The sequence below is a fragment of the Flavobacterium sp. DG2-3 genome, from assembly GCF_030730925.1.
Lineage (GTDB): Bacteria > Bacteroidota > Bacteroidia > Flavobacteriales > Flavobacteriaceae > Flavobacterium.
On sequence record NZ_JAVAMB010000001.1, the window covers coordinates 252080 to 276453 of the forward strand.

Sequence of the window (24374 nt, forward strand, 5' to 3'; positions counted from 1 at the left end):
TAATTTTTTCTTTAGAATATCTAAAAATCAATTCGTGCGAATTTGTGTAATTAGTGGCTAAAAAACTATAATCGATTTCCAAAAAACAGTTTAAGTTCTTTTTCTATTGAATCGAATATTGATTTCACATTATTATTTTTTGGCGCCAACAAATACACAAATTCCTCTGGAACATGAAAGCTGTTCCAAACTAACTGGAGCTTATTTTCTTTAATATAATTTCGTGCATTACAATTCCATGTTACTGCAACGCCTTCATTTTTAGCTAAAAGCCTAAGCATTTCAGATTCTGAAGGAATAATATAATTAGGCACCATTGAAGGTCTCTTTTTATTAAATGCATGCAGCCAGAATAATTTTATGTGCGGAATTCTTGCGTCATGACTGTACCATTTTTGCTCGTTGAGCCATTGTTCAATTCCAGTATAATTATCTGCTTTTAAGCGATTGCGGAATTCTGTAATGTCTAAACTTGATGGAGCAACCATAATAAGTTTAATCTTTCCCACTATTTCATAAGTCGTATCAAAAGTATCAAACCTTTTAGTCGTTATGGCAAAATCCAATTTTTTAGAATCCACCAAGGCAAAAAGTTCATCGTTTTCTGCAAAAGTAAAATCGATCATATCAAATTTCGAAATCAGCAGATTTCCAACGCAATCGAAAAGATGTTTTGAAATTCCAACCGAAATTAATCGGTTCGCATCTTCTGCTTTTGCACGAAAACCAGTTTCAACACTTTCAAGACGATCGAGTGCATCTATTATCAAATTATTCAGTAACTTAGCGTACTCCGTTGGTTCAACGCCTTTTGATTTCCGATTAAATAATTTATTACCAACGTGCGCTTCAAGCATTGAAATCTGCTGACTAACCGCAGGCTGACTCATAAATAATTCCTTCGCCGCCACTGAAAAATTACCGTTTTTGTAAACTGCTTTAAAAGTTCTGTACCATTCTAGATTTACCATGATATAAATATATTTATAACAAACATAGTTTAATTTATTTTTACTGATATCACATTAGCCGTAAATTTGTTCAAAATTTAATATTCATGAAAAAATTAGCGCTATTCGCAATAACTGCATTTACAGCCGTAAGCATTTCGGCAGAGGCTCAAAAATCAAAAAAGAAGAGTATGAAAAAAGTATTATTTGTTGTTACCAGCAATGATAAACTGGGCAATACAGGAGAAAAAACAGGATTTTGGTCAGAAGAATTTGCTGCACCTTATTACGAATTATTAGATCAAGGAGTCGAAATTACCATTGCTTCTCCGCTTGGAGGACAACCGCCGATTGATCCGAAGAGTGCTGATCCAGCATCGGCGACAGAAGACACCAAACGCTTTGACACTGATAAAGTTTTACAGGAAAAATTAAAAAATACTTTAAAGCTATCTTCTGTTGATCAAAAAGATTACGATGCTGTTTTTTATCCAGGAGGCCACGGTCCGCTTTGGGATTTGGTTGAAGACAGAAATTCAATCAATTTAATTGAATCTTTTTATACCCATAATAAGCCCGTAGCTTTTGTTTGTCACGCACCAGCAGTTTTGAAAAACGTAAAAGTAAACGGTGAATATTTAGTAAAAGGCAAAAAAATAACTGGTTTTACAAACGATGAAGAAGAAGCAGTTGGTTTAACCAAAGTAGTTCCGTTTTTATTAGAAGATGCTTTAGCTTCAAACGGAGGGGTTTTCTCTAAAGGACCAAACTGGGCTCCCTACGCTGTTGAAGACGGGCTTTTAATTACAGGCCAAAATCCAGCATCGTCTAAATTGGTAGCTGGAAAATTGCTCGCTAAATTGAATAAATAAAAGGTACTAAGGTTCTGAGTTGCTAAGCTTCTAAGCTTTCTTCTCGGAACTTTAACCATCTTAGAATCTTAAAAAAATCAAACAACATTGCTACTAAGTTCAAAGAGAAAAAAACTTAGAACCTCAGAAACTTAGCAGCTTAGAACCTTAAAAAAAAATGCTCAACTTTGAATTATACAATCCGACAAATTTAGTTTTCGGAAAAGGACAAATAGAAAAACTTTCGACTTTAGTCCCAAAAAACGCAAAAGTGCTTTTGGCTTATGGTGGCGGAAGTATTTTTAAAAACGGAATTTACGATCAGGTGATCGCAAATTTAAAAGGTTTTGAAATTGTTGAATTTGGCGGAATTGAGCCAAATCCGAGATTTGAAACTTTAATGAAAGCTGTTGATGTAATTAAAGCAGAAAAAATCGACTTTATTTTGGCCGTTGGTGGTGGATCTGTAATTGATGGTGTGAAATTTATCTCAGCAGCTGTTAACTTTGAAGGAAATCCGATTGATATTCTTCAAAAAAGAATCCTGATCAAAGACAATGCAATGCCATTCGGAACTGTTCTGACACTTCCAGCAACAGGAAGCGAAATGAATTCTGGATATGTGGTAACAATCGAAGCAACGCAGGAAAAATTATCTTCTGGCGGAAGCGCTTTGTTTCCAAAATTCTCTATTTGCGACCCGGCAGTAATTGCTTCTTTACCAAAAAGACAAATCCAAAATGGTGTTGTAGATGCTTATACACACGTTATGGAACAATATTTAACGTATCCAACTGATGCTTTTCTTCAAGACAGAATCGCCGAAGGAATTTTACAGACTTTGATTGAAGTTGGTCCAGGCGTTGTAGAAAATCCAACCGATTATACTTTGGCTTCCAACTTTATGTGGAGCTGTACGATGGCTCTTAACGGATTAATCCAGAAAGGTGTTCCAAGCGATTGGGCAACACACATGATTGGCCACGAATTAACAGCACTTTACGAAATTGATCACGCAAGAACTTTAGCGATTATCGGGCCTAGTTTATATCACGTAATGTTCGAAACTAAAAAAGCGAAATTAGCACAATACGGAAGACGAATTTTTAATCTAACAGGTTCTGACGAAGAAGTTGCAAAAGAAGCGATCAATAAAACCGTAGAATTTTTCCATACAATGGGAATGGACACTAAACTTTCTCAATACACAGAAGACTATTCAAAAACAGCCGATTTTATCGTAAATCGTTTTGAAGAAAGAGGTTGGAAAGGTTTAGGAGAAAATCAATTGGTAACTTTAGATAAAGTAAGATCTATTGTCGAGCTTAGCTACTAAAATATAAATTCCAAATTTTAAAAATTCCAAATTCCAAGATTATCTACATTTTGGAATTTGGGATTTTTTTATTTTGAATAAACTTGGGATTTCAAATTGGTATTTGGAATTTCAAAATTGGAATTTCAATAAAAAAGGCGTTCTTAACAAGTTTAGGAACGCCTTTTCAAAATACTAAAACAAAACTAACTAACTCAATTTTTTTTAAATTCATTAAAATTCTAATTTATAATCTTTTATAACGTGAGCTAAATGGTTTTATTGTTGGCTATTCAAAAAAAATATTTTATTCTTAAACTTCTTGAAAGTCATTGCAATTAAAGCCATTTTTCAAAATTTCTTAAAACAGATTTTGCTTTATTAGCACATTATTAAGTACTTTTGTTTTAAATTATTAAAATAATGAGCGAAAATTTAAAATTTGCAGTGATTGGTGGTGGAAGTTGGGCAACGGCAATTGCGAAAATGTTGTGTGTAAATCTTTCCGAAATTTCGTGGTACATGCGCAATGATGCTGCTATAGAGCACCTTCAGAAGTACAAACACAATCCAAACTACTTAAGTTCTGTTGAATTTGATACTAAAAAACTCAAATTAACCAACAATATAAACGAGGCGATAGAATATGCAGATTATATCATCTTTGCAATTCCGTCTGCTTTCCTTGATGCTGAATTAAAAAACATGACGGTTTCTTTGGCTGATAAAATCATTTTTTCTGCGATTAAAGGAATTGTTCCTGAAACTAGCTTAATTGTTGGTGAACATTTCCACATTCAATACGACATTCCTTATTACAATATTGGCGTAATTACAGGACCTTGTCACGCAGAAGAAGTTGCTCTTGAGAGACTTTCATACTTAACAATTGCCTGCGGTGATCCTGACAAAGCTAAAACGGTCGCTAAAACACTTTCTGGAAATTACATTAAAGCTAAAATTTCAGACGATATTATCGGAACTGAATATGCGGCAATGCTGAAAAACATTTATTCTATTGCGGCAGGAATTGCTCACGGTTTGGGTTATGGAGATAACTTTCAGTCGGTTTTAATGAGTAATGCGATTCGCGAAATGAAGAAATTCATTAGAAAAGTGCATAAAATGAAACGTAACATCAATGATTCAGCTTATCTGGGCGATTTATTGGTTACAGGATATTCGGTTTTCTCGAGAAATAGAATGTTCGGAAATATGATTGGAAAAGGCTACACCGTAAAATCTGCTATGATGGAGATGAGCATGGTTGCTGAAGGTTACTATGCTACAAAAAGTGCTTATAAATTAAATCAGGGTTATGGTGCTAAAACGCCAATTATCGATGCGGTTTATGCAGTTTTATATGAAGGTAAAGATGCAAAATCTGTGTTTAGAAAATTAACGGAGTCTTTGGATTAAGTTTTCTTTATAAAATAGAAACAAGAAGCAAGAAAAAAGACTTTTACGTTGAAATAAAAAAAGAGCCAAACCGAATTTCAGTCTTGCCTCTTTTTTACTCTATTTCTAAAAAGTCTTTTTTCTTGCTTCTTGCTTCTTCCAAAACACTACTTAACCATTACCCCCTCAACAAACAAAATCGGAACTTCTTCTGTATTGTTTTCGTCAAGCGAATTGGCTTTAAAAGTAAACTTCTTGTCGTACAAAGTATTTCCGATAAAGAAAGTCACCATGAATTCGTTATTTAATGCTAAAAGGCTTTTTTCAACCAATTCGATTTTTACAACCGAAACAGACGGAACCTCAACAAAAGCGTGACGCAGAATCGATGTTTTTTTCATTTCGCCGTCTATAGTTCCGAAAGCTTTCGAAACTACCATTACGCTGTCTAGATTAAAGTCGCTGTCGTTTACTAAATATGCGTACCACACTTTTTCCATAAAATCGTCACTCCATTCCTGCACTGCAGCAAGAAATACGTTTTCAACTTCTGGAATAATTATATCTTTTTTCATTTTTATTAAATTTTAAAAACCTTTGTCAAAGCCTAGACTTCAACAAAGGTTTGTTATTATAAATGATTAAAGATTTAGAATAATCTAAAATCAGAAATCTAAAATTATATGTTGGCTTTAAACTGCTCTAAGAAACGAACATCATTTTCGTAGAACATACGGATATCGCCAATTTGGTATAAAAGCATTGCGATACGCTCTACACCCATTCCGAAAGCAAATCCGTTGTATTCGTCTGGATTAATGTCACAGTTTTTCAAAACGTTTGGATCTACCATTCCGCAACCTCCAATTTCCAACCAGCCCGTTCCTTTAGTGATTCTATAATCGGTTTCTGTTTTTAGTCCCCAATAAATATCAATTTCGGCACTTGGTTCTGTAAACGGGAAATAAGACGGACGAAGACGAATCTTAGATTTTCCGAACATTTCTTTAGTGAAATAAAGCAACGTTTGTTTCAAATCTGCGAAAGAAACATCTTTGTCAATGTACAATCCTTCCACTTGATGGAAAATACAGTGCGAACGAGACGAAATCGCTTCGTTACGGAAAACACGTCCTGGAGAAATGGTACGAATCGGCGGTTTGTGATTTTCCATATAACGCACCTGAACAGAGGATGTATGCGTGCGCAACAACACGTCAGGGTTTGTCTGAATGAAAAACGTATCCTGCATATCACGCGCTGGGTGATATTCTGGCAAGTTTAATGCCGTAAAGTTATGCCAGTCGTCTTCGATTTCTGGACCTTCAGAAACGTTGAATCCGATATTCGCAAAAATATCAATAATCTGATTTTTAACGATAGAAATCGGGTGACGAGAACCAATAATTACCGGTTCTGCCGCACGCGTTAAATCTCCAAAAATTCCTTTTGATTCTTCTTTACTTTCAAGCTCTTCCTGAATCGATTTTACTCTTTCTTCAGCAACCGCTTTCAAAGTATTCATTACTTGTCCAAAATCTTTTTTCTGGTCGTTCGGAATATTTTTAAACTCATTGAAAAGTTCTTTTACTAAACCTTTACTTCCTAAATATTTAATACGGAACTTCTCTAAAGATTCTTTGTTTTTTTCATTAAAGGCTTTTGCTTCCTCTATGTGTTGTTTTATCTTGTCTATCATTTTCCTCCAATGCTTGAGAATACAAATTTAAGTATTTTGTTTAAAGTTTAATGTTTAAAGTTCAAAGTTTCCTTCTTTAAATGTTTTTCAACAATTAAAACAGGCAGAAGTTAAATTCAGTTTGCATTAGTTATTTAGTTCAAAATACTGAACACTAAAAAACTGATTTCTGAACACTAATCTATTAATTTTCTTTCTAAAAAATAATTTACAATCGCTTCTTTCATCAAAACCGATTGTTCACCAGCTTTTAAAGGCGGCAGTTCTTCTTTTACTCTATAATGTGGCCAGCCTTCTTCATCAAAATATTCGAATTCGTAAAATCCGTATGGTTCTAATAATCGACAGATTGCGATGTGCATTAAGTTCAGTTTTTCGTCTTTTTTGTATTCACGGTGTACTTTTCCGTATTCCTGAACGCCGATTAGGTAAATTATGGCATCTAAATCTAAATCTTCGCCTTGCGAAAATTGATTAGAAAGTATATCAACGAGCTTTTCCCATCGCTCTTTTAATTGTGTATCTCTGGACATTTTAATTTATGATTTTTGATTGTAGATTTTAGATTGCGAAGTGATTTGAATATTTCTAAAAATATCGAAACTGCAATCTGAACTCTAAAATATGAAGTCGCAAAGATACATACTCTTTACATATAATGCATATATATGCGTTGTAGTTGTTTTTAAACACATAGAATCATAGGATTTAGCATGCCCAAAAAGGCGTTTCACTTATTTTAAAACAAACATAGCTATGTGTTTAAAATTCCATCCCAAAAAACCTTTGTCACTTTGCCCTCTGAACCTCTGTCCCTGAAAAAAAATCCATCTCAAAGAAAAACCCTTTGCCACTTTGCCACTTTGAACCTCTGTCACTAAAAAAATCTATCTTTGCACCACATTAAACACCAAACCAGAACATGAGTTTTTTTGATATTATCGTTGCCGTTCTTTTATGTTATAGTTTATACAAAGGCATCAAAAACGGACTTTTTGTAGAAGTCGCTTCTTTTATTTCGTTGCTTTTAGGAATTTACCTTGCCATTAAATTTTCTTCCTTAATGACGGGAATGATTTCAAAACACGTGTCTTGGAATCCGACTAATATTCAAATCACCGCTTTTATCCTGACTTTTATTCTCGTTGTAATCGGCGTTTATTTTTTAGCGAAAATCTTAACCGGAATTGCCGATTTTGCGATGTTAGGCTGGATGAACAAACTAGGGGGCGGATTTTTCAGGGTTTTAAAAACGATTCTGATCTTGAGTATTTTCATTGCTTTATTCGAAAAAATAAACTTCAATAACACTTTTGCCAAAAAGGAAACTTTGGATTCTTATGTTTTTTATAATCCCGTGAAAAAAGTGGCTGCTTTTGTTTATCCGTCGATTGAAAAATGGTATGAAAGTTTTAAAAAAGAGCATTCTCAAAAACCAGAAGAAAAAGAAAATTCTGAGAACGAATAAAACCCCAACGGGGTTAAATGTTTATAGAAAAAAATCCACCCGAAATTATTCGACCCCGAAGGGGTCGTAAGTCTCCTCGATATTTTTTTTCTATAAACATTTGACCTTTTCAAGGTCAACTGAGCCGTACACTTTGAAGATGTTTTTCTAAACCTCCAAAGGAGGTGAAATATTTATAGAAATTAATTACGTAAACGAAAGAGAGCTCCAGCGGAGCGACATATTTAGATTTTTACAAGATTTAAATATGTCGCTCCGCTGGAGCTTTTTCTGTTAGATGATTTGACTTCTATAAATATTTAGCTTCTCCGAAGCATTTTTATCTTGATTCTACCAAGATTTCTAAAATAACAAATCCAAAACATTTCATTTTCAAATATTTGCAGGAAATATTTTATCTTGCTCCGTATTTCCAACAACCGATTTAATCTAAAATCAAAAACCAATATGTTGTACTTAACGGGCATTATAATTACCTTTTTTCTGGTTGTTATTCTCGCAAGCAAACGAAACAAAAGTGAAGCCGATAAAATTTTGGCAATTTGGTTATTTTGCACCGGTTTTCATTTGTTTTTGTATTACCTGCATTATCAAAAAGATTTTGCTTCGTTTCCTTTTCTTTTAGGTTTTGAACTTCCAATGCCGTTGCTACAAGGCCCATTTTTGTATTTGTATACTTCAGCTTTAACGAATCAGAATTTGTACAAAAAATACAATCTTTTGCATTTTCTTCCTTTTCTCATTGCTGTTTTATTTCTGATGCCGTTTTTCACACTTCCTTTTTCTGAAAAATTAAAGGTCTTCGAAAATGAAGGCAAAGGCTACGAAAATCTGATTTTGGTTTTGTACGGTTTCATTCTACTTTCTGGAATAACCTATGCTTTGCTTTCGCTAAGAAAGCTTTCCAAACACCAGAAAAATATTTCTGATCAATTTTCGTCAAGCGAAAAAATCAATCTTCGCTGGCTACAGTACTTAATTTTAGGTTCGAGTATTATTTGGTGTGTGGTTATTTTTTTTGAAGACAAATACATCTTTTCTTTTGTCGTTTTTTATCTGATGTTTATTGGCTATTTCGGAATCAAACAAGTTGGGATTTTTACCAATCAAACAATCGCCGAAAATTTAGTTTTGAATATTTCTTCTAACGAAAGCATCGAAATCGAAAATGCCGCTGAAAAAATTAAATATGAAAAATCAGGTTTAAGCAACGTTAAACTTCAATCCATTCATCAAAAATTAACGCAGATTATGAAGGATGAAAAACTCTATAAAAACCCTGATCTGACTTTAGCCGAATTGTCTCAAAAGCTAAATATTCATCCTAACATTTTGTCACAGGTTATCAATTCGGCGGAGGGAAAAAACTTTTATGATTACATCAATTCACAACGAGTTGAAGAATTTAAAAAGCTGATTCTTCTTCCTGAAAACGAAAAATATACTCTACTTTCGGTTGCTTTTGAATGTGGCTTCAATTCAAAAACGGCTTTTAACCGAAACTTCAAAAAAGTGACCGGACTTTCTCCTTCTGAATATTTAAAATGACTAAACCATATAAGTCGTATAAGATAATTTAAGTTTTGCTAAAATGAACTTACATGACTTATATGGTTAGAAAAAATTTTGCGACTTCGCTCCCGATAGTTATCGGGATTGCGAGCAAATTTCGGTAGTGAAAAAACTTAGAAGCTTAGCCCCTTAGCATCTTAGAACCTTAAAAAAAAAGCCCCACCTTACAAGTTGGGGCGACCAGCATAGTACTGGAGCGCATCTTTGCAGAAATTTTAATCAATTCTTGCAATGAAAACCAACTTACTTTACTCAGCTGTAATAGCTGTTTTAATTTTCTTTTTTATTGGATGTGAAAATGAAAATAACATTAATGAATCGGGATATTTAGTTCCGAAAACCGTCGATGAAGATCCTTCGATTCCTTCGATTTTTGTAAACGGGACACAACTGCATGCTGAAACTTTCGGAAACTCAAATAATCCGATGCTCATCTTTTTACACGGCGGTCCAGGTTCTGATTACCGAAACGGATTAAACGTACAAGAACTTGCCGATGACGGTTATTACGTCATTTTTTACGATCAGCGTGGTTCGGGATTATCCAAACGTCACAATAAAAAAAGTTATTCGATTCAACTGGTTTTAGATGATTTAACTGCGGTTATCGAATATTACAGAACTTCTCCCAATCAGAAAGTATTTCTGTTTGGACATTCTTGGGGCGCCATGCTCGGAACGGCATATGTGAATTCGTATCCTGATAAAATTGATGGCTTAATCTTGGCAGAACCAGGCGGACTCAACAAAAATCTGCTAGACGAATATGGCGAAATGAGCCGGAAAATCAACATTTTTTCTGAAGTGACAAGTAATCTTTTGTATGTCGATCAATTTATAACCGGAAAAGAAAATCAGCATGCTATTTTAGATTATAAATACGGAATCTCATCGAGTTTTTCTTATGCAAAAGGCAATACCGAAGGAATTCTGGGACCTTCTCCGTTTTGGAGAATCGGAACCACGGTTTTAGAAAGTTTTATCGATATTTCAGAAAATGATGGTTTTGATTTCACCACTAATCTCGATCAATATCAGACTAATGTTTTGTTTTTATATGGCGAATTAAATGAATCTTACGGATTGAGTTTTGCACAAAAAGAAGCCGCTTATTTTCCTGTTTCTGAAATTGAAGAAGTAAAAGGAACTGGCCATGAAATGATTTATTTCAAATGGGAAAATGTCGAGCCTTTAGTATTGAATTATTTAAATAATCTAAAAGAACAGCCATGAAAGCAATAGTAGCATTAATCACGTTTCTCCTTTCATTTCTCACTTCCAACATTTTACAATCGCAAACCATTAATTGGGAAAATTTGAAAAGTGAAGAAAGACATATCTTGAATGTCAATGCTGGTTGGGATTATAGTTTTGTTTACGGACTAAGTTACGGTTATCATCTAAAAACCAAAATGCCAATTATTCTCGAAAGTTCAATTTCTTTTGCATCAGGCGAAATTATTTTCGATGATTTTAAAACCAAAATCGGCGGACAGGTCAATGTTTATAAAATTGAAAATTTCCGTTTTAACGCAGCAGTTCACGGAATTTACAGACGTTACGGAAATCCGATTGTGACTTTACAAAATTTTGGTGCCGATGCTTCGATTACAATGGGCTATTATAAACCGAAATGGTTTGTCGCAGGAGAATTCGGTTTTGATAAAGCTATTGTAACCCATTTCAAACATTCTGAAATTTATAAAGATGTTTATCCAGAAGTTAAAAATGGCTGGTACGAACCCACAACGGGAGGGAATTTTAATTTCGGAGTTCAAGGCGGTTATTCTTTCGGCAAAAGCGATCTCACTTTAAGAGCCGGAAAAGTAATGACACAAGATTTTAAAACCACGCCTATGATTCCGTTTTATGTGCAATTAGGATATAATTATAAATTGGATTAATTAATTGATTCGATACAAAGTTTAAACCCAACAGGTTTTAAAAACCTGTCGGGTTTACTCGACTTACAGTTAATCCTGAAGAGATTATATGTTTATAGGAAAAATTTACGCACCTAATTATTCGACCCCTTCGGGGTCGTACGTCTAGACAATGTCACTTTCTATAAATATTTGACCTTTTCAAGGTCAGAAGTAATAAGAAGAAAACTCCGGAGGAGTGAAATATTTATAGAAATTAAATCATGCCATTATAAAAGAGCTCCAGCGGAGCGACATATAAATTTATTTCTAATTAATAATATGTCGCTCCGCTGGAGCTTTACATTTTTGAACATTTGTTTTCTATAAATATGACGCTTCTCCGAAGCATTTTTAACAACAAATTCCAACAGGTTTTAGAAACCTGTCGGGTTTATCATATCGTTTGTCAGGCTGAGCGGAGTCGAAGCCACGCCCCAATTGGCACGCCCTTCGACTTCGCTCAGGGTGACAAATGTATTTAAAAAATAATCTCTTTACTTTCTCCTTTTTTCAAAACAATTTCTTGGTTTTTATCTCCAAAAATCAAAGTTGTCTTACCTCCTTTTTTGGAAGAAACAATAATTTTTTGCAATTTTTTATTGCTCCAATTCATTTCGATTTCGAATCCGCCGCGAGCACAGATTCCTTTTACAGAACCTTCTTCCCAAGCGTCTGGCAAAGCAGGCAATAATCTAATTTCATTTTCATCAGATTGCACTAACATTTCTGCAACAGCTGCAGCGCCACCAAAATTACCATCAATTTGAAATGGCGGATGCGCGTCGAATAAATTCGGATAGGTTCCTCCGCCTCGTCTTGGTTTTTCGGTTTTCTTTCCGTCAGGATCAACGTAGCGTAATAACTCGCGGAACATTTTATAAGCACGGTTTCCATCCCAAAGTCTTGCCCAAAGATTGATTCTCCAACCTTTTGACCAACCCGTGGTTTCGTCCCCTTTTATTTCTAAAGTTTTCTTTGAGGCTTCCGCCAAATCTGGAGTTTTAACTGGAGTGATATGATTCCCAGGAAAAAGTCCGAACAATTGCGATTGGTGACGGTGTTTCGGGTCATTATCTTCCCAATCAAAATACCATTCTTGTAGATTTCCTTTTTTACCAATTTGATACGGATAAAGTTTTGCCAATGCTTTTTCTAATTTATCTCTAAAAGCAACATCGGTATTTAGCACTTTTGAAGCTTTTATCGTTTTATCAAAACATTCGCGAATCATGGCTAAATCAGCTGTTCCTCCGTAAAAAGTAGCTCCAACAAATCCGTCTGCCAATTTATACTGATTTTCTGGCGAAGTTGAAGGCGATGTGATTAAATTTCCGTTTTTATCGGTAACCAACCAGCCTAAGCAAAATTCTGCTGCGCCTTTCATTAACGGATAACCTTCTTTTTTTAAATAATTTTGATCTTGTGTAAAAGTGTAATGTTCCCAAACATGAGTGCTTAACCAAGCTCCCGCCATTGGCCAACACGCCCACATCGGATCTTCTTTTCCGAATTGTCCAACGGGATTGGTCATTGCCCAAATGTCTGAATTGTGCGCCGCTGCCCAGCCTTCGTTTACTCCATAAAAAGTTTTGGCTGTGACTTTTCCCGTTACCGAAAGGTTTTTGATAAAACTCAAAAGCGATTCGTGCATTTCTGAAAGATTGGTGTTTTCTGCCAGCCAGTAATTTTCTTCCAGATTAATATTCATCGTATAATTACTGCTCCAAGGCGGATTTAAATAAGGATTCCATAATCCTTGTAAATTGGCAGGAACACCCAAGGTTCGGGATGAACTAATTAGTAAATAACGTCCGTAATTGAAATACAGAATTTCGAGATTTTTATCTTCTTTTCCGTCGGCGTAACGCAGTAAACGTTCGTCTGTTGGTAAATCTTGAGCCGTAGTTTTTCCTAGATTTAAATTGACACGATTATAGAATTTCTCAAAATCGGCAATGTGGCTTTGTTTTAATTTATCGAAAGATTTTAAAGTTGCTTTGTTAAGATTTTGCATTGCTATTGTAACATCATCCAAACCTTCTGTTGCAGGATTTTTATCGAAACCATTAAAACTTGTAGCAACCGAAATATAAATTATAACTTCTGAAGCATTTTTTACCGTCAAAGTCGAACTGTTATTGCTCACTTTTCCTTCTATATTTTTGACTTGAAGTAAAGTAGTAAATCGTGTTCCTCGTTCTGGTATCTGCAAATATTTTGGCTGTACAGTATAACCTGCATTTTCATGAATTGGCGCGGTACCTGTCATCATCATGGTATTGTTTCGAATTTCTAAATTTGATTTTAAAAGGCTTTTCAAATTAACATCAAAATTTAAAGCGCCTTTCTGACTGCTTGTAAATTTGACAGCCATAATCTGATCGGGTGCTGACACAAAATATTCTCGTGTATATTTTACGCCATCTAATTCGTAACTTACTTTTGTTACTGCATTAGAAATATCCAATTCTCTATAATAATTCGTCGCTTTTCCTTTTTCTGCATTGCTTATTTCTAAGGTTACTAAAGGTGCATACGATTCAGAGTTCTTTCCTTGAACTTTTTTGTTCAGTTCTTCAGCAAGTTTATAGTTTTCGTTTTTTAATGCTTCGCGAATTGCCGGAATATTTTTGTAAGCTTCCGGACTCATATTAGCATTTACGGGTTCGCCCGACCAAAGCGTAATATCATTCAAATAAATTTTATCTGAATTCACGCCTCCAAAAACCGTTGCACCCATTTTTCCGTTTCCTAAAACCAGACTTTCTTCAAAGAATTCTGCGGGTTGTTTGTACCACAATTTATGAGTGGATTGTGCTTTTCCGTAGAAAGATGTTAGAAGTAAAATGTAAAATGTTTTTTTTATGATTTTTGAATTCATAGGCTTTGTTGTTTTGGTTTTTATTTATCGTCTCCTATTTTGTCATTCCGAGGAACGAGGAATCACACTCGTAAATCTACAAAGATTGATAATTCTCTTTGCGGAATTCCTAGTGTGATTCCTCGTTCCTCGGAATGACAAACAAAACGTCCATTAATGCTTTGCTTGCGTGAGGGATAGGAGAATCCGCCGCGGCGGAGCGGATAGCCCGACCCTACCGAGATAAGAAGGCGTATTTTCGTAAAGTATGTTTGCCTTCTTATCTCGGTAGGGTCACGCCCAAATATTATTCATTTCTAAGAACTAAGGACTAAAAACTAAGAACTTATTTACTAACTTTATAAACTTCATTTTCTGTAACCATTTCCCAATTATCAGTTCTGAATGGCGATGCGGGGAATTTTTCTTTGTTGAACAAATTGATATTCGTATCGTCGTCTGCCCAACCGTAATGCACGGCAACTGGATTTTGAACTTTTTCGCTCGAAACTATGATTTTGTTGTCTTTTATTATCGCTTTCGCGGAATGAAAAACTTTGTCTGCGCCTGCGATTTCGAAACCTTTTAATTCATCGTTATTTGGCGTTGAAAGTCCGCTGCCGATGTTATCGAAAGTTAGGATGATTTGATTTCCTTTTATTTCCTGAGATTTATAAGTTGGTCCGCTGTGAACTTGTTTTTTGCCGTAAATATTGTTCATCGCGATCGCTGCCAAACGCAAACCAATATCTTGTTTGTTGGTTGGGTGAATGTCTTTTGCGTTTCCGATATCGGTTGTCACGGCCATTCCGGTATTGGGCAATTTTAAAGTTTCAGATTGTGCTTCGCGAAGTTCTGCCCAACGGCTTCCTTTTTGGCTGTTGCCTCCAAATTCGTCGAAAGTGGATAACTGCACAAAATAGAAAGGAAAATCGCCTTGTTTGAATTTGCTTCTCCAATCGTTGATCATTAAAGGAAATGCTTTTTTGTATTGTTTCGCGCGCCAAACATTGGCTTCGCCCTGATACCATAAAGCGCCTTGAATCGCATACGGAACCAGCGGATTTACCATTGCGTTGTACAATAATGATGGATAACTGTTTGGCGAAACTTCGATTCTAACTTTTATCACGTTAAATTTCCAAAATCCTTCTAATGGTAAATTTGAATCCTTAAAATCGATTTTTAAATCGGATGGATCGCCGTAGATTCCGCCACCGCCACTGTAATCTGTAATTCTAACTGCTATTACGTTTGTTCCTTCTTTCAGTACATTTGCCGGAATTTTGTAAATTCTTTTTGCATCCCAAAGATTATTGGTTCCCACTTCTACTCCGTTTACATAGGTTTTGTCTTCGTCGTCTACTTTGGCTAAATGTAAAATGGCTTCTTTTTTGGCTTGTTCAGCGGTTAAAACAATGGTTTTACGCATCCAGACAATTCCGTCAATGTTTCCGATTTGCTGGTTTTCCCAAAGTGAAGGCGCTTTTATTTCAGGCCAGTTTTTATCTTGAAAATTTGCATTTTTAAACTGCTCTTCGTTTTCCATCGAAACTTCAAAACCCTGCACTTTTTTCAAATTGTCTAAAACCGATTTTTTATACGTTTCAAAAATAGCATTGATATCTACCGTTGGAACATTGGCAATCATCGATTTAAATTCGTCGCTTTTTTCGAAAGCTTCACGGCTTGTCCATGTTTCAACATTGGTTCCACCCCAAGAAGTATTGATGATACCGATTGGAATTTTTAATTCTGAATATAATTTTCTGGCGAAATAATAGCCAACTGCCGTAAAACTACCAACATTTGCTGGATCGGCTTCTTCCCATTTTCCTTGCTTTAAATCGTCTTTCGGAGTTCCGTTTAAATCTTGTGCCACGCCAAAATGACGAATCATTGGATAATTGGCATCTGCAATTTCTTTTTCTGAATTCATGGTTTTGAAAACCTGAAATTCCATATTCGATTGTCCGCTGCAAATCCAAACTTCTCCAACCAAAACATTTTTGATGGTGATTTTATTTTTTCCGATAATGATTAATTCAAATGGTCCGCCCGCTTTTTCTGCAGTTAAATTTAGTGTCCATTTTCCGTTTTTATCGGCTGTTGTTTTTTTAATTTGTTTGTTAAAATGCACTTCGATACTTTCATTAGCATCAGCAAAACCCCAAATCGGAATTTGTTTGTTGCGTTGCAATACCATTCCATCAGAAAAGATTAAAGGCATTCTAACATTAGCATTCGCTATAACACTAATTATCAATAAAATAAAAACAATTCTTTTTTTCATTCTTTCTAATTTTAATGTTTTTAAACCATATAAGTGATATAAGTAAATTTAAACACAAACTGAGCAGAAACTTAAAATGCCTTATATTACTTATATGGTTTATAACAATTTTTTCTATTGTAAACCTTCTTTTAAAGCGGTTAAAACTTTTGTATCGAAGACAGAATTATCGGTTCTGTTGAAGATTCCAAAACCGTTATTTCCGATGCTTCCTTCGTCCCAATAAAAAGGAAGAAGTCCGTTTGCTTTTGCTGTTTTGACCACCGTTTTTAAATAATACGCTCTCGAATTTAAATGTAAAGTCAAAGCGTCTCCAGTCAAAGTTGTTCTGCGAATTGCTCCAAATTCTCCTAACAAAACTGGAATTCCTTTATCTACAAATTGCGTTTTCATTAGTTTGAAATTCTTTTCTAGATCGGCTTCTTCGCCCCAAGTTGCATTTCGTTCCGTATCGGTTGTGGAGTGAAAACCAGCTCCCCAATAGTAGAACATTTTACCCCAAGTTTCGTCTTTGGTTAAACCAGCAAAATTCCAAGGAGAATAATAATGCACTTCGACCATCATTCTTCCTGTAACTTTATCAACAGGCAATGTAGTCATTAATTTGTTTGTTTTTTCGATATCGGTTGTTGGGCCCTGAACAACTAAAACACGAGTCGCATTTTTTCCTCCAGTTGAGCGAACCGCATCAATAAAAGTTTGGTGATACGAATTTAAAACGGCCATTTGTGCGGCATCTTCAACAGCTGGCTCGTTGGCACTTGCAAAAAGCAAATGCTCGTCGAATCCGCGTAAATGTGTGGCAATTTGTTCCCAAAATGCTTTTTGTTTGGCATTATTTTCTACTCTTTTAGCTTCGGTAATATTGTTTTCCAGCCAGCCACCGTCCCAGTGAATATTCACTACAACGTACATATCATTATCAACACAATACTGAACCACTTCTTTTACACGATTTAACCAATCGGTTTTGATTTTTGCTGTTGCAGCGTTTTCTAAATTCTGATTCCATGAACACGGAATTCGAATAGCATTAAATCCGTTTGCTTTTACAGCGTCGATTAAAGCTTTTGTTACTTTCGGATTTCCCCAAGCGGTTTCTCCGCCCGTTGCTTCCAAAGTATTTCCGATATTCCAACCCAGTTTGATTTTGGCCGCCAATTCAACTGCCGAACTTCCCATGCCCGAAGCGTCTGCCGCAATCGGATTGGTATTGTAACTTGGATATAAGGCTGTTGCTTCAGCCGCTGCCTGCGAAATTGAAATTGCCACAGACGGAACTTGACTTCCTGTTAATGTGACCACCGCATTTCTTATCGATGCTGCTGTATTTTCTAAAGCGGTAATTTTTACGATTGTACTTCCTGAACTTCCAGCGCTTTGGCTTAATTTTATCCAACTTACAGGACTCGTCATAGTCCATGCAATTCCATTAGAATTAACAGTTACTTCAATAGTTTTTTCTTTGCTTTCAAAATCAATTTTATCTGTACTGGCTCCTAACGATTTTATACTTACTGGAGGATTTTCTTCCTTGTCTGAACTGCAGGCTAAAACTCCCAAAAAAGCAAAACATAAAACTAGACTCAAGAGGTAATCTTTGATGGCTTTTTTCATTTTATTTGGTTTGGTTTAAGTTAAGTGTAAGTTTTAAAATCAACGCCAGCTTTAAATAGGCTGGCGTCAATTTCATTTATAATAAAGAAGAAGAATAACTGGTTTATTTAACTGTTACTGCGATTTCTTTTTTGATGTCTCTTGAAGACGTTCCTACTTTAATAGTATATTTTCCTGGTTCTACTACCCATTTTTTTGAAGTAACATCGTAATAAGCTAATTCTTTAACAGGAACTTTGATTGTTACTGTTTCTGAACTTCCTGCATTAACTGCTGCTTTTTTGAAACCTTTCAGTTCTTTTGAAGCACGTGTTACTTTAGAATCCGATTTAGAAGTATATACCTGAACTACTTCTTTTCCGTCTGCTTTTCCTGTGTTTTTAACATCAACCGAAACTTCAATAACATCGTTTTGTGCGTAATCGGTTTTGTTTGTTTTTGCATTTTCTAAAGCAAAAGTAGTGTATGATAATCCGTAACCGAAAGGATATAACGGCGCTACATTTTTAGTGTCAAACCAACGGTATCCTACTAAAAGACCTTCCGCATAATTTACGGTTTTGTCTCCAGGGAAACTTTTTGTTGCGTGCGCTGGAGAATCCATGATGTTTTTAGGCATTGTCCAAGGTAATTTTCCTGACGGATTTACTTTTCCTAAAATAACATCTGCTAAAGCATTTCCGCCTTCAGAACCATTAAACCAGCTCCAAACCAAAGCTGATGATTTTGCGCTTACTTCATTAATATCAAATGGAGCACCGGCAATCATTACCACAATAGTTTTAGGATTAGCGGCTACTACTTGTTTGATTAATTCTTCTTGTCCGAATGGCAAGTGTAAATCTCTACGGTCAGAAGCCTCAGTTTCATAATCACGGTTTGAACCTGCAAAAATGATCGCAACATCAGAATTTTTAGCTGCTTCTACTGCTTCTTTAATTTTCGCTGGATCAACTTTATCAATTGTAACAGGTCCTGTAGAAGTGATATTTCCTAAATTTCCTTTATTTTTTTCGTCGTAACGCTCTAAATATCCTTCAGCATAATTAATTTTTACTGATGAAGGAAGTCTGTTTTTTAGACCTTCAAGTGGCGTAACTTCTCTTTTTGTTTTTACACCCGCTCCAAATCCGCCAAGGGCATTTTTCTTTGTCGCGTTGTTTCCGATTACGGCAATAGATTTTACTCCGTCTAATTTTAGCGGAAGCGCATTATTTTCGTTTTTCAATAAAACAATAGCTTCAGCAGCAATTTCGTAAGCGTCTTTGTAATGTGCTTCTGTTGCGATGCTTCCTTTTGCACGTGTTCCGCCGCCCATTGCTTTGATATGGAATAAACCGCGTAAAATACGTTTTACATGAAGATCAATTTCTTTTTCTGAAACTTCTCCCGATTTTACTGCGGCAATTAATTTCTCTGCTAACCAAAATTCGTTGAATGGTTTTGGAGTTCCCATTTCGATATCTAAACCGCTTTTAAGAGATTTTGCTGTAGAATGAACCGCAGCCCAATCCGAAACTACAACTCCTTTGAATCCCCATTCGTCACGAAGGATTTTGTTTAGCATATAATCGTTTTCACATAAATATTCTCCTCTAAATTTATTGTAAGCGCCCATTATACTATATGCTTTTCCTTCTTTCACAGTCGCTTCAAAAGCTGGAAGGTAAATTTCGCGAAGTGTACGCTCGTCAATCTGTACATCTACAAAATCACGATTTGTTTCTTGATTGTTTGCCGCATAATGTTTTACGCAGGCCATAACATCTTTTTCTTGTAAACCAACTACCAACGGCACCGCAATTTTCTTGTTCAAAAACGGATCTTCAGACATATATTCATACGTTCTTCCTCCAAGTGGTGTTCTCACAATATTAATTGCTGGCGAAAGTAACATGTCTTTGTCTCTTGCGCGTAATTCTTCTCCTAAACTGCTTCCGAATTTGTGAGCCATTTCTGCATTAAAAGTCGCTGCTAATGCTCCGCCCGCTGGATAATACGTCGCAAAATCGTTTGTCCATCCTGCTGGCGCCCAATTGTCACGTGAAATTTCCTCACGAACTCCTAGCGGTCCATCGGCCATTTTTAATTCCGGAATTCCTAAACGTTTTACGCCTGCGTTAGCAAACATACTGTTCCCGTGAAGCATTCCGATTTTTTCTTCTAAAGTCATCTGCGAAATCAATTTGTCGATTTCTGCGTCATGCTCTGTTCCAATTTCTTTTCCTGCGTATTCTTCGGTTTGTGCCGAATTTGAAGCTGCTGTCTGTGCATCATTTTTACAAGAAGCAAATAAGGCAAAAACAACCGCTGACAACATTATCATTTTGTTTTTCATAGATAGTTAGATGTTTTTAGATTTAAAGATTTTGATTCCTCACGCGCGATCTGTAAATCCAGTTAATATTATATGTTTGTGGTTTTTTGTTTTTCATTTATTGTTTTACCAAATTTAGAAAAACAACATCATTTTCATTAATTTTTAATTCTTTAGAAAAAGTTCCTTTTGCGTCGATTGTAATTTTTTCTGTTGCAATTGGATCGCCGTTATTTTTCTTTTTCATCGAATTGACCTGCTCACGCGTTAACTGGCTAGGTTTATTTAAAGCCAAATAATCTGCATAAACGTCATTTACTTTGTAGCCTACTTTATAAATTTCTAAAGTATATTTTCCTTTCTGCAATCCATCAACTTCAACTTTTACAGTTCCTTTTTCTTTTGATGGAAGATCTTTAACATAATAGGTTTGATTCCACATTTTTTCGCCTGGATGCGTATTAGTAAAATCCCAAAGCAAAATTTGCACATCACCTTTTGCATTTTTAGTCGTCCATGAAGTTTTATCCGAATTTTGAAGTTCTGTTTCTCCTAATTTATTTAAAAACTGATACGAGAAATAAGCCGGCTTCTTGATTCCCTGCGTATTCAACAATCCGAAACCTCCGTGAAAAGGTGTGAATCTTGGTCCCGGTTCTTCAAAAATATCGGTAAAAACCCAGTAGGACATGGAGTTGGCTGCATTGCCAACTTGTTTTAATTTCTGCAAAATATAAGCTGCCGAATGATAACTGTCGTGAATTGGATCTGCTGGCGTATAAGACGAACTCCATTCTGTATAATGCAATTCTAAATTGGGTTTGGCCGAATTGGTGATTTGCTTACGCGAATTGATAACGTCACCGCTAATGCTGTTTTCGTCTGGACTCAAAACGGTTCCCGAAGTTCCAAATTCGTCCAAATAACCTTGATTTACGCCATAGGTATGTGTTGATACAAAATCCATCGGAACATTGTTTTTTTCGCAAAACTCAATAGTTTCTGGAACCCATCCTGCGCCTGCTGTTGCTGGCCCGCCAACTTTATAGTCTTTGTTTACATCTTTTACACCACGCGCTGCATAATCGTATAATTTGAAATATTCGGCCTGAGTTCCTGACCAGAAACCTGGTGAAAGATTTGGCTCGTTCCAAACTTCAAAATACCAAGTTTTCACTTCTTCAACTCCGTATCTTTCAGTAAAATGCTGGGTTAGATTTTTAATTAGATCTTCCCATTTTTTATAATCTTTTGGAGGTGTAACATTTCCTTTCCACCAAAAAATAGTTTCTTTTCCGCTTGCCAGTGCATTCGGCATAAAGCCTAATTCGACAAATGGTTTCATTTTTAAACTCAAAATATAATCGAACAAAACGTCAACGTATTGGTAATTGTATTCTGGATTTCCTTTCGAATCTTCACGATACACTGCCATATCATCAGACAATAAACCATGAAAACGAATGTATTTAAAATCGCATTCTTTCTTTGCCAATGCCAATTGCTGTTGCCAGTCGGCGCGAAGTCCTTCGTTTGCTCTTCCCGCTCCGATGCATTCTTTAAACATGGTGTTTAATTTTCCAGCCGATTTATTGTAATCAACTTTTATCGTTCGGTTTTGTGCCATCAAATGGACTGAACTAATTAAAACTGTTGCTATTAAAAGTTTTTTCATTTGGAAATGGTTTTTTTAACCACAAATTGCACAAATTATCACAAATTTAATTAGCGAAAATTTGTGAAATTTGCGGTTATATTTCTTACACAGAATTCAATATTAAAAAATCTGTTTGATCTGCTAAATCTGCGAGAGCATAAATCTTTTAATGATTTTTAATCTGTGGCTAAATATTTTATTGTCTAATTATATGTTAGACGCACTGCTGTGCGTCTCTACGAATTATAACTTTTTAAATCTTACTGCTCCACCGCCGGCACCGCCTAAATTCAATTGTAATTTATCTGATGCTTTTACTGTTTTCTTCGAAATGGCAACTGCTTCCGGATTATTTTTTTGATCTGTTCCTTCGGCATCTACATAAATCTGCGCTTCGTAAGTTGCGTTTGGATCTAAGAATGATAATGAAACGTCTACTTTTCTTGGTTTTTCATTCGTTAAAGTTCCTAAATACCAATCGGCACTTTTTCTGTCTTTTCTTGCTGTAGTGATGTATTCACCAATTTTTCCTTCTACGATTTTAGTGTCTTCCCAATCTGTTGGAACGTCTTTTAAGAATTGCAAAGCTGGTTTTCCTTCGTAGTTTTCTGGAAGATCTGCCAACATTTGAATCGGAGAATAAAGCACTACGTACAATGCCAATTGCTGCCCAACGGTTCCTTGAATTCTTTTTCCTGGATAACCTTGTTTTACCTCAACGTCAAAAATTCCTGGTGTGAAATCCATTGGTCCAGAAAGTAATCTTGTAAACGGAATAATACTCAAATGGTTTGGCGGATTCCCTTCGCTCCAAGCGTTATATTCTTGTCCGCGCGCCGCTTCTCTCGAAACCATATTTGGATATGTTCTTCTTTCTCCGGTATCTTTAATAGATTCGTGGTATAAAACGGCTAAATCATATTGCGCTGCTTTCTCTAAAATGTATCTGAAATAATTCACTCCAAATTGTCCGAAGTGCATTTGTTTCATATTCAACTTCGAACCAACGTGACCGATTTTTACGGTATGAATTCCTAGTTTTTTGTATAAAGCAAAACCTTCGTCAACTTCTTTTAAATAGTTGATTAAGTTAGAACCTGTTTCGTGGTATCCAATTAATTCTACGTTTTTGCTTTTTCCGTAAGCGACTACTTTTTCTAAATCAAAATTATCCGCACTTTTCGTGAAGCTGAACATGTGCATGCGATTTTCATACCAAGCCGGTGTCCATCCTTTGTTCCATCCTTCGATTAATAAATGGTTGAAACCTTCTTTTGCTGTAAAGTCAATGTAAGTTTCAGCATTTTTAGTTGTTGCGCCTTGTTTATCGCTTTCCCAGAAAGTATATTTTCCGATGTGCATTCCCCACCAAATTCCTAAATATTTGTATGGTTTGAAATAAGATGCTGTGTTTTTTAGTTTGTCTGGTTCGTTCAGATTTAAAATCAAATAAGAAGTAATCAATTCTCCTGGATTTTCTCCAATTTGAATGGTTCTCCATGAAGAAGTAAATGAATCTTTTACACGAACCTTTACTCCGTCAGCCCAAGGCACTAAATCTGATTTTAGTTCTGTTCCTTTTGTATTTACCAAAGTCATACTTGCAAAATCATACAAGTTGGCTTCGTGAAAACTTAACGCCAATCCGCTTTTACTTTCGATTGTAAGCGGTGTTAGAACTGTATCTAAAGTACTTACTGGAGCATCTTTAAATAAATATTCATCACGGTCTGGGCGGTTTGCTGGAATCCACCATGCTTTTCCGTCTTCTTTTAGGTTGAAAGTAGTTTTTTCATCCATGATGAAAATGCTGTCTTTCACATTTTGTTTTGGATAAACATATCTAAAAGCAACTCCGTCATCAAAAGCTCTGAATTGAATCTGTAGTTTTCTTTTGTTTCCAGTTTTTTGCTGTAAATCAACTACCAATTGGTTGTAGTGATTTCGAATATTTTTCTTTTCTCCCCAAGCTTGTTCCCAAGTTTCATCGAAGGTTGAAGTTTTGGCTCCTTTGATTTCGAAATTGGTACTTAAATCTTCATTTCCTTTTAGTAAAAATCCCATTTCTGATGGTGAGATCACTTCGGTTTTTCCGTGTGAAACGCCATATTTTGGAGCATTCTTTACTAACTCAAATTTGATTTTATTTTGGCCGTTTGGCGAAGCCAGTTCGTAAGCATTTTTTGTTTTCTGACTGTATCCGATTGTGATCGAAAGCAGTACCGCTGGGAGAATTAGATAGTTTTTCATGTTTTTTGGAATTATGTTTTTTTAGCCACGAATTCACGAATTTTATTAATAAATCTTTGGCTAGATTATTTTAAACACATAGAATCATAGTTAACAAAACAAAAAATTTATGTTTCTGTGTGTTTGTTTTTTTACCACAAATTGCACAAATTATCACAAATTTTAATTGGCGGTAATTTGTGTAATTTGTGGTTATGTTTTT

General features: G+C 35.5%; 17 protein-coding genes. 7 read left to right on the forward strand and 10 right to left on the reverse strand.

The window, feature by feature from the left end; genetic code table 11:
• Nucleotides 1-65 precede the first annotated feature (65 nt).
• Complete coding sequence (locus Q9Q97_RS01145) at nt 66-971, reverse strand: LysR family transcriptional regulator (RefSeq protein ID WP_306153599.1); 906 nt, start codon at nt 969-971, stop codon at nt 66-68.
• 86 nt (nt 972-1057) lie between these two features.
• Between Q9Q97_RS01145 and Q9Q97_RS01150 the strand changes: the two genes are divergently transcribed.
• The 3 genes from Q9Q97_RS01150 to Q9Q97_RS01160 all read left to right on the forward strand — a co-directional run bounded on the left by Q9Q97_RS01150 (nt 1058) and on the right by Q9Q97_RS01160 (nt 4535).
• The gene (locus tag Q9Q97_RS01150) at nt 1058-1822 is read left to right on the forward strand and encodes a type 1 glutamine amidotransferase domain-containing protein (protein ID WP_306153601.1); all 765 of its coding nucleotides are present in this window, start codon (nt 1058-1060) and stop codon (nt 1820-1822) included.
• 157 nt (nt 1823-1979) lie between these two features.
• Entirely contained in the window at nt 1980-3137 is a 1158-nt protein-coding gene (locus Q9Q97_RS01155) for an iron-containing alcohol dehydrogenase (RefSeq protein WP_306153603.1), read from the forward strand.
• Nucleotides 3138-3539: 402 nt separating this feature from the next.
• Complete coding sequence (locus tag Q9Q97_RS01160; RefSeq protein ID WP_306153604.1) at nt 3540-4535, forward strand: NAD(P)H-dependent glycerol-3-phosphate dehydrogenase; 996 nt, start codon at nt 3540-3542, stop codon at nt 4533-4535.
• Between the two features lie 146 nt (nt 4536-4681).
• On the opposite strand, the gene Q9Q97_RS01165 is transcribed toward Q9Q97_RS01160, so the two are convergent.
• The 3 genes from Q9Q97_RS01165 to Q9Q97_RS01175 form a co-directional block, all read right to left on the reverse strand.
• A complete protein-coding gene (locus tag Q9Q97_RS01165; RefSeq protein WP_306153606.1) occupies nt 4682-5089 on the reverse strand; it encodes a hypothetical protein in 408 nt (135 codons plus the stop codon).
• A 104-nt stretch (nt 5090-5193) separates the two neighbouring features.
• Nucleotides 5194-6213: a phenylalanine--tRNA ligase subunit alpha gene (pheS, locus tag Q9Q97_RS01170; RefSeq protein ID WP_125718092.1), complete on the reverse strand. Its 1020-nt coding sequence runs from the start codon at nt 6211-6213 to the stop codon at nt 5194-5196.
• Nucleotides 6214-6389: 176 nt separating this feature from the next.
• Nucleotides 6390-6746, reverse strand: a complete 357-nt coding sequence (locus tag Q9Q97_RS01175; protein WP_306153608.1) for a hypothetical protein — start codon at nt 6744-6746, stop codon at nt 6390-6392.
• 389 nt (nt 6747-7135) lie between these two features.
• Between Q9Q97_RS01175 and Q9Q97_RS01180 the strand changes: the two genes are divergently transcribed.
• The 4 genes from Q9Q97_RS01180 (at nt 7136) to Q9Q97_RS01195 (ending at nt 11157) form a co-directional block, all read left to right on the forward strand.
• Nucleotides 7136-7681, forward strand: a complete 546-nt coding sequence (locus tag Q9Q97_RS01180) for a CvpA family protein (RefSeq protein ID WP_306153610.1) — start codon at nt 7136-7138, stop codon at nt 7679-7681.
• Nucleotides 7682-8128: 447 nt separating this feature from the next.
• Nucleotides 8129-9229 carry an AraC family transcriptional regulator gene (locus Q9Q97_RS01185; RefSeq protein ID WP_306153611.1) on the forward strand — a complete coding sequence of 367 codons (1101 nt, stop codon included), beginning with the start codon at nt 8129-8131 and terminating at the stop codon, nt 9227-9229.
• Nucleotides 9230-9484: 255 nt separating this feature from the next.
• Complete coding sequence (locus Q9Q97_RS01190) at nt 9485-10486, forward strand: alpha/beta fold hydrolase (protein WP_306153612.1); 1002 nt, start codon at nt 9485-9487, stop codon at nt 10484-10486.
• On the forward strand, nt 10483-11157 hold the full coding sequence (locus tag Q9Q97_RS01195; RefSeq protein ID WP_306153613.1) for a hypothetical protein: 675 nt from the start codon (nt 10483-10485) through the stop codon (nt 11155-11157). The genes Q9Q97_RS01190 and Q9Q97_RS01195 overlap by 4 nt, the downstream gene beginning before the upstream one ends.
• A 499-nt stretch (nt 11158-11656) precedes the next feature.
• On the opposite strand, the gene Q9Q97_RS01200 is transcribed toward Q9Q97_RS01195, so the two are convergent.
• The 6 genes from Q9Q97_RS01200 to Q9Q97_RS01225 all read right to left on the reverse strand — a co-directional run bounded on the left by Q9Q97_RS01200 (nt 11657) and on the right by Q9Q97_RS01225 (nt 24172).
• The gene (locus Q9Q97_RS01200) at nt 11657-14059 is read right to left on the reverse strand and encodes a glycoside hydrolase family 95 protein (RefSeq protein WP_306153615.1); all 2403 of its coding nucleotides are present in this window, start codon (nt 14057-14059) and stop codon (nt 11657-11659) included.
• A 325-nt stretch (nt 14060-14384) separates the two neighbouring features.
• Complete coding sequence (locus Q9Q97_RS01205; RefSeq protein ID WP_306153617.1) at nt 14385-16331, reverse strand: sialate O-acetylesterase; 1947 nt, start codon at nt 16329-16331, stop codon at nt 14385-14387.
• Between the two features lie 114 nt (nt 16332-16445).
• Nucleotides 16446-17948: a cellulase family glycosylhydrolase gene (locus tag Q9Q97_RS01210; protein ID WP_306153619.1), complete on the reverse strand. Its 1503-nt coding sequence runs from the start codon at nt 17946-17948 to the stop codon at nt 16446-16448.
• 103 nt (nt 17949-18051) lie between these two features.
• The gene (locus Q9Q97_RS01215; protein ID WP_306153621.1) at nt 18052-20286 is read right to left on the reverse strand and encodes a glycoside hydrolase family 3 C-terminal domain-containing protein; all 2235 of its coding nucleotides are present in this window, start codon (nt 20284-20286) and stop codon (nt 18052-18054) included.
• Between the two features lie 97 nt (nt 20287-20383).
• Nucleotides 20384-21940: a glycoside hydrolase gene (locus tag Q9Q97_RS01220; RefSeq protein WP_306153623.1), complete on the reverse strand. Its 1557-nt coding sequence runs from the start codon at nt 21938-21940 to the stop codon at nt 20384-20386.
• Nucleotides 21941-22165: 225 nt separating this feature from the next.
• Nucleotides 22166-24172 (reverse strand): glycoside hydrolase family 97 protein, encoded by a 2007-nt coding sequence (locus Q9Q97_RS01225; RefSeq protein WP_306153626.1) that lies wholly within the window; start codon nt 24170-24172, stop codon nt 22166-22168.
• Between the last annotated feature and the right edge of the window lie 202 nt (nt 24173-24374).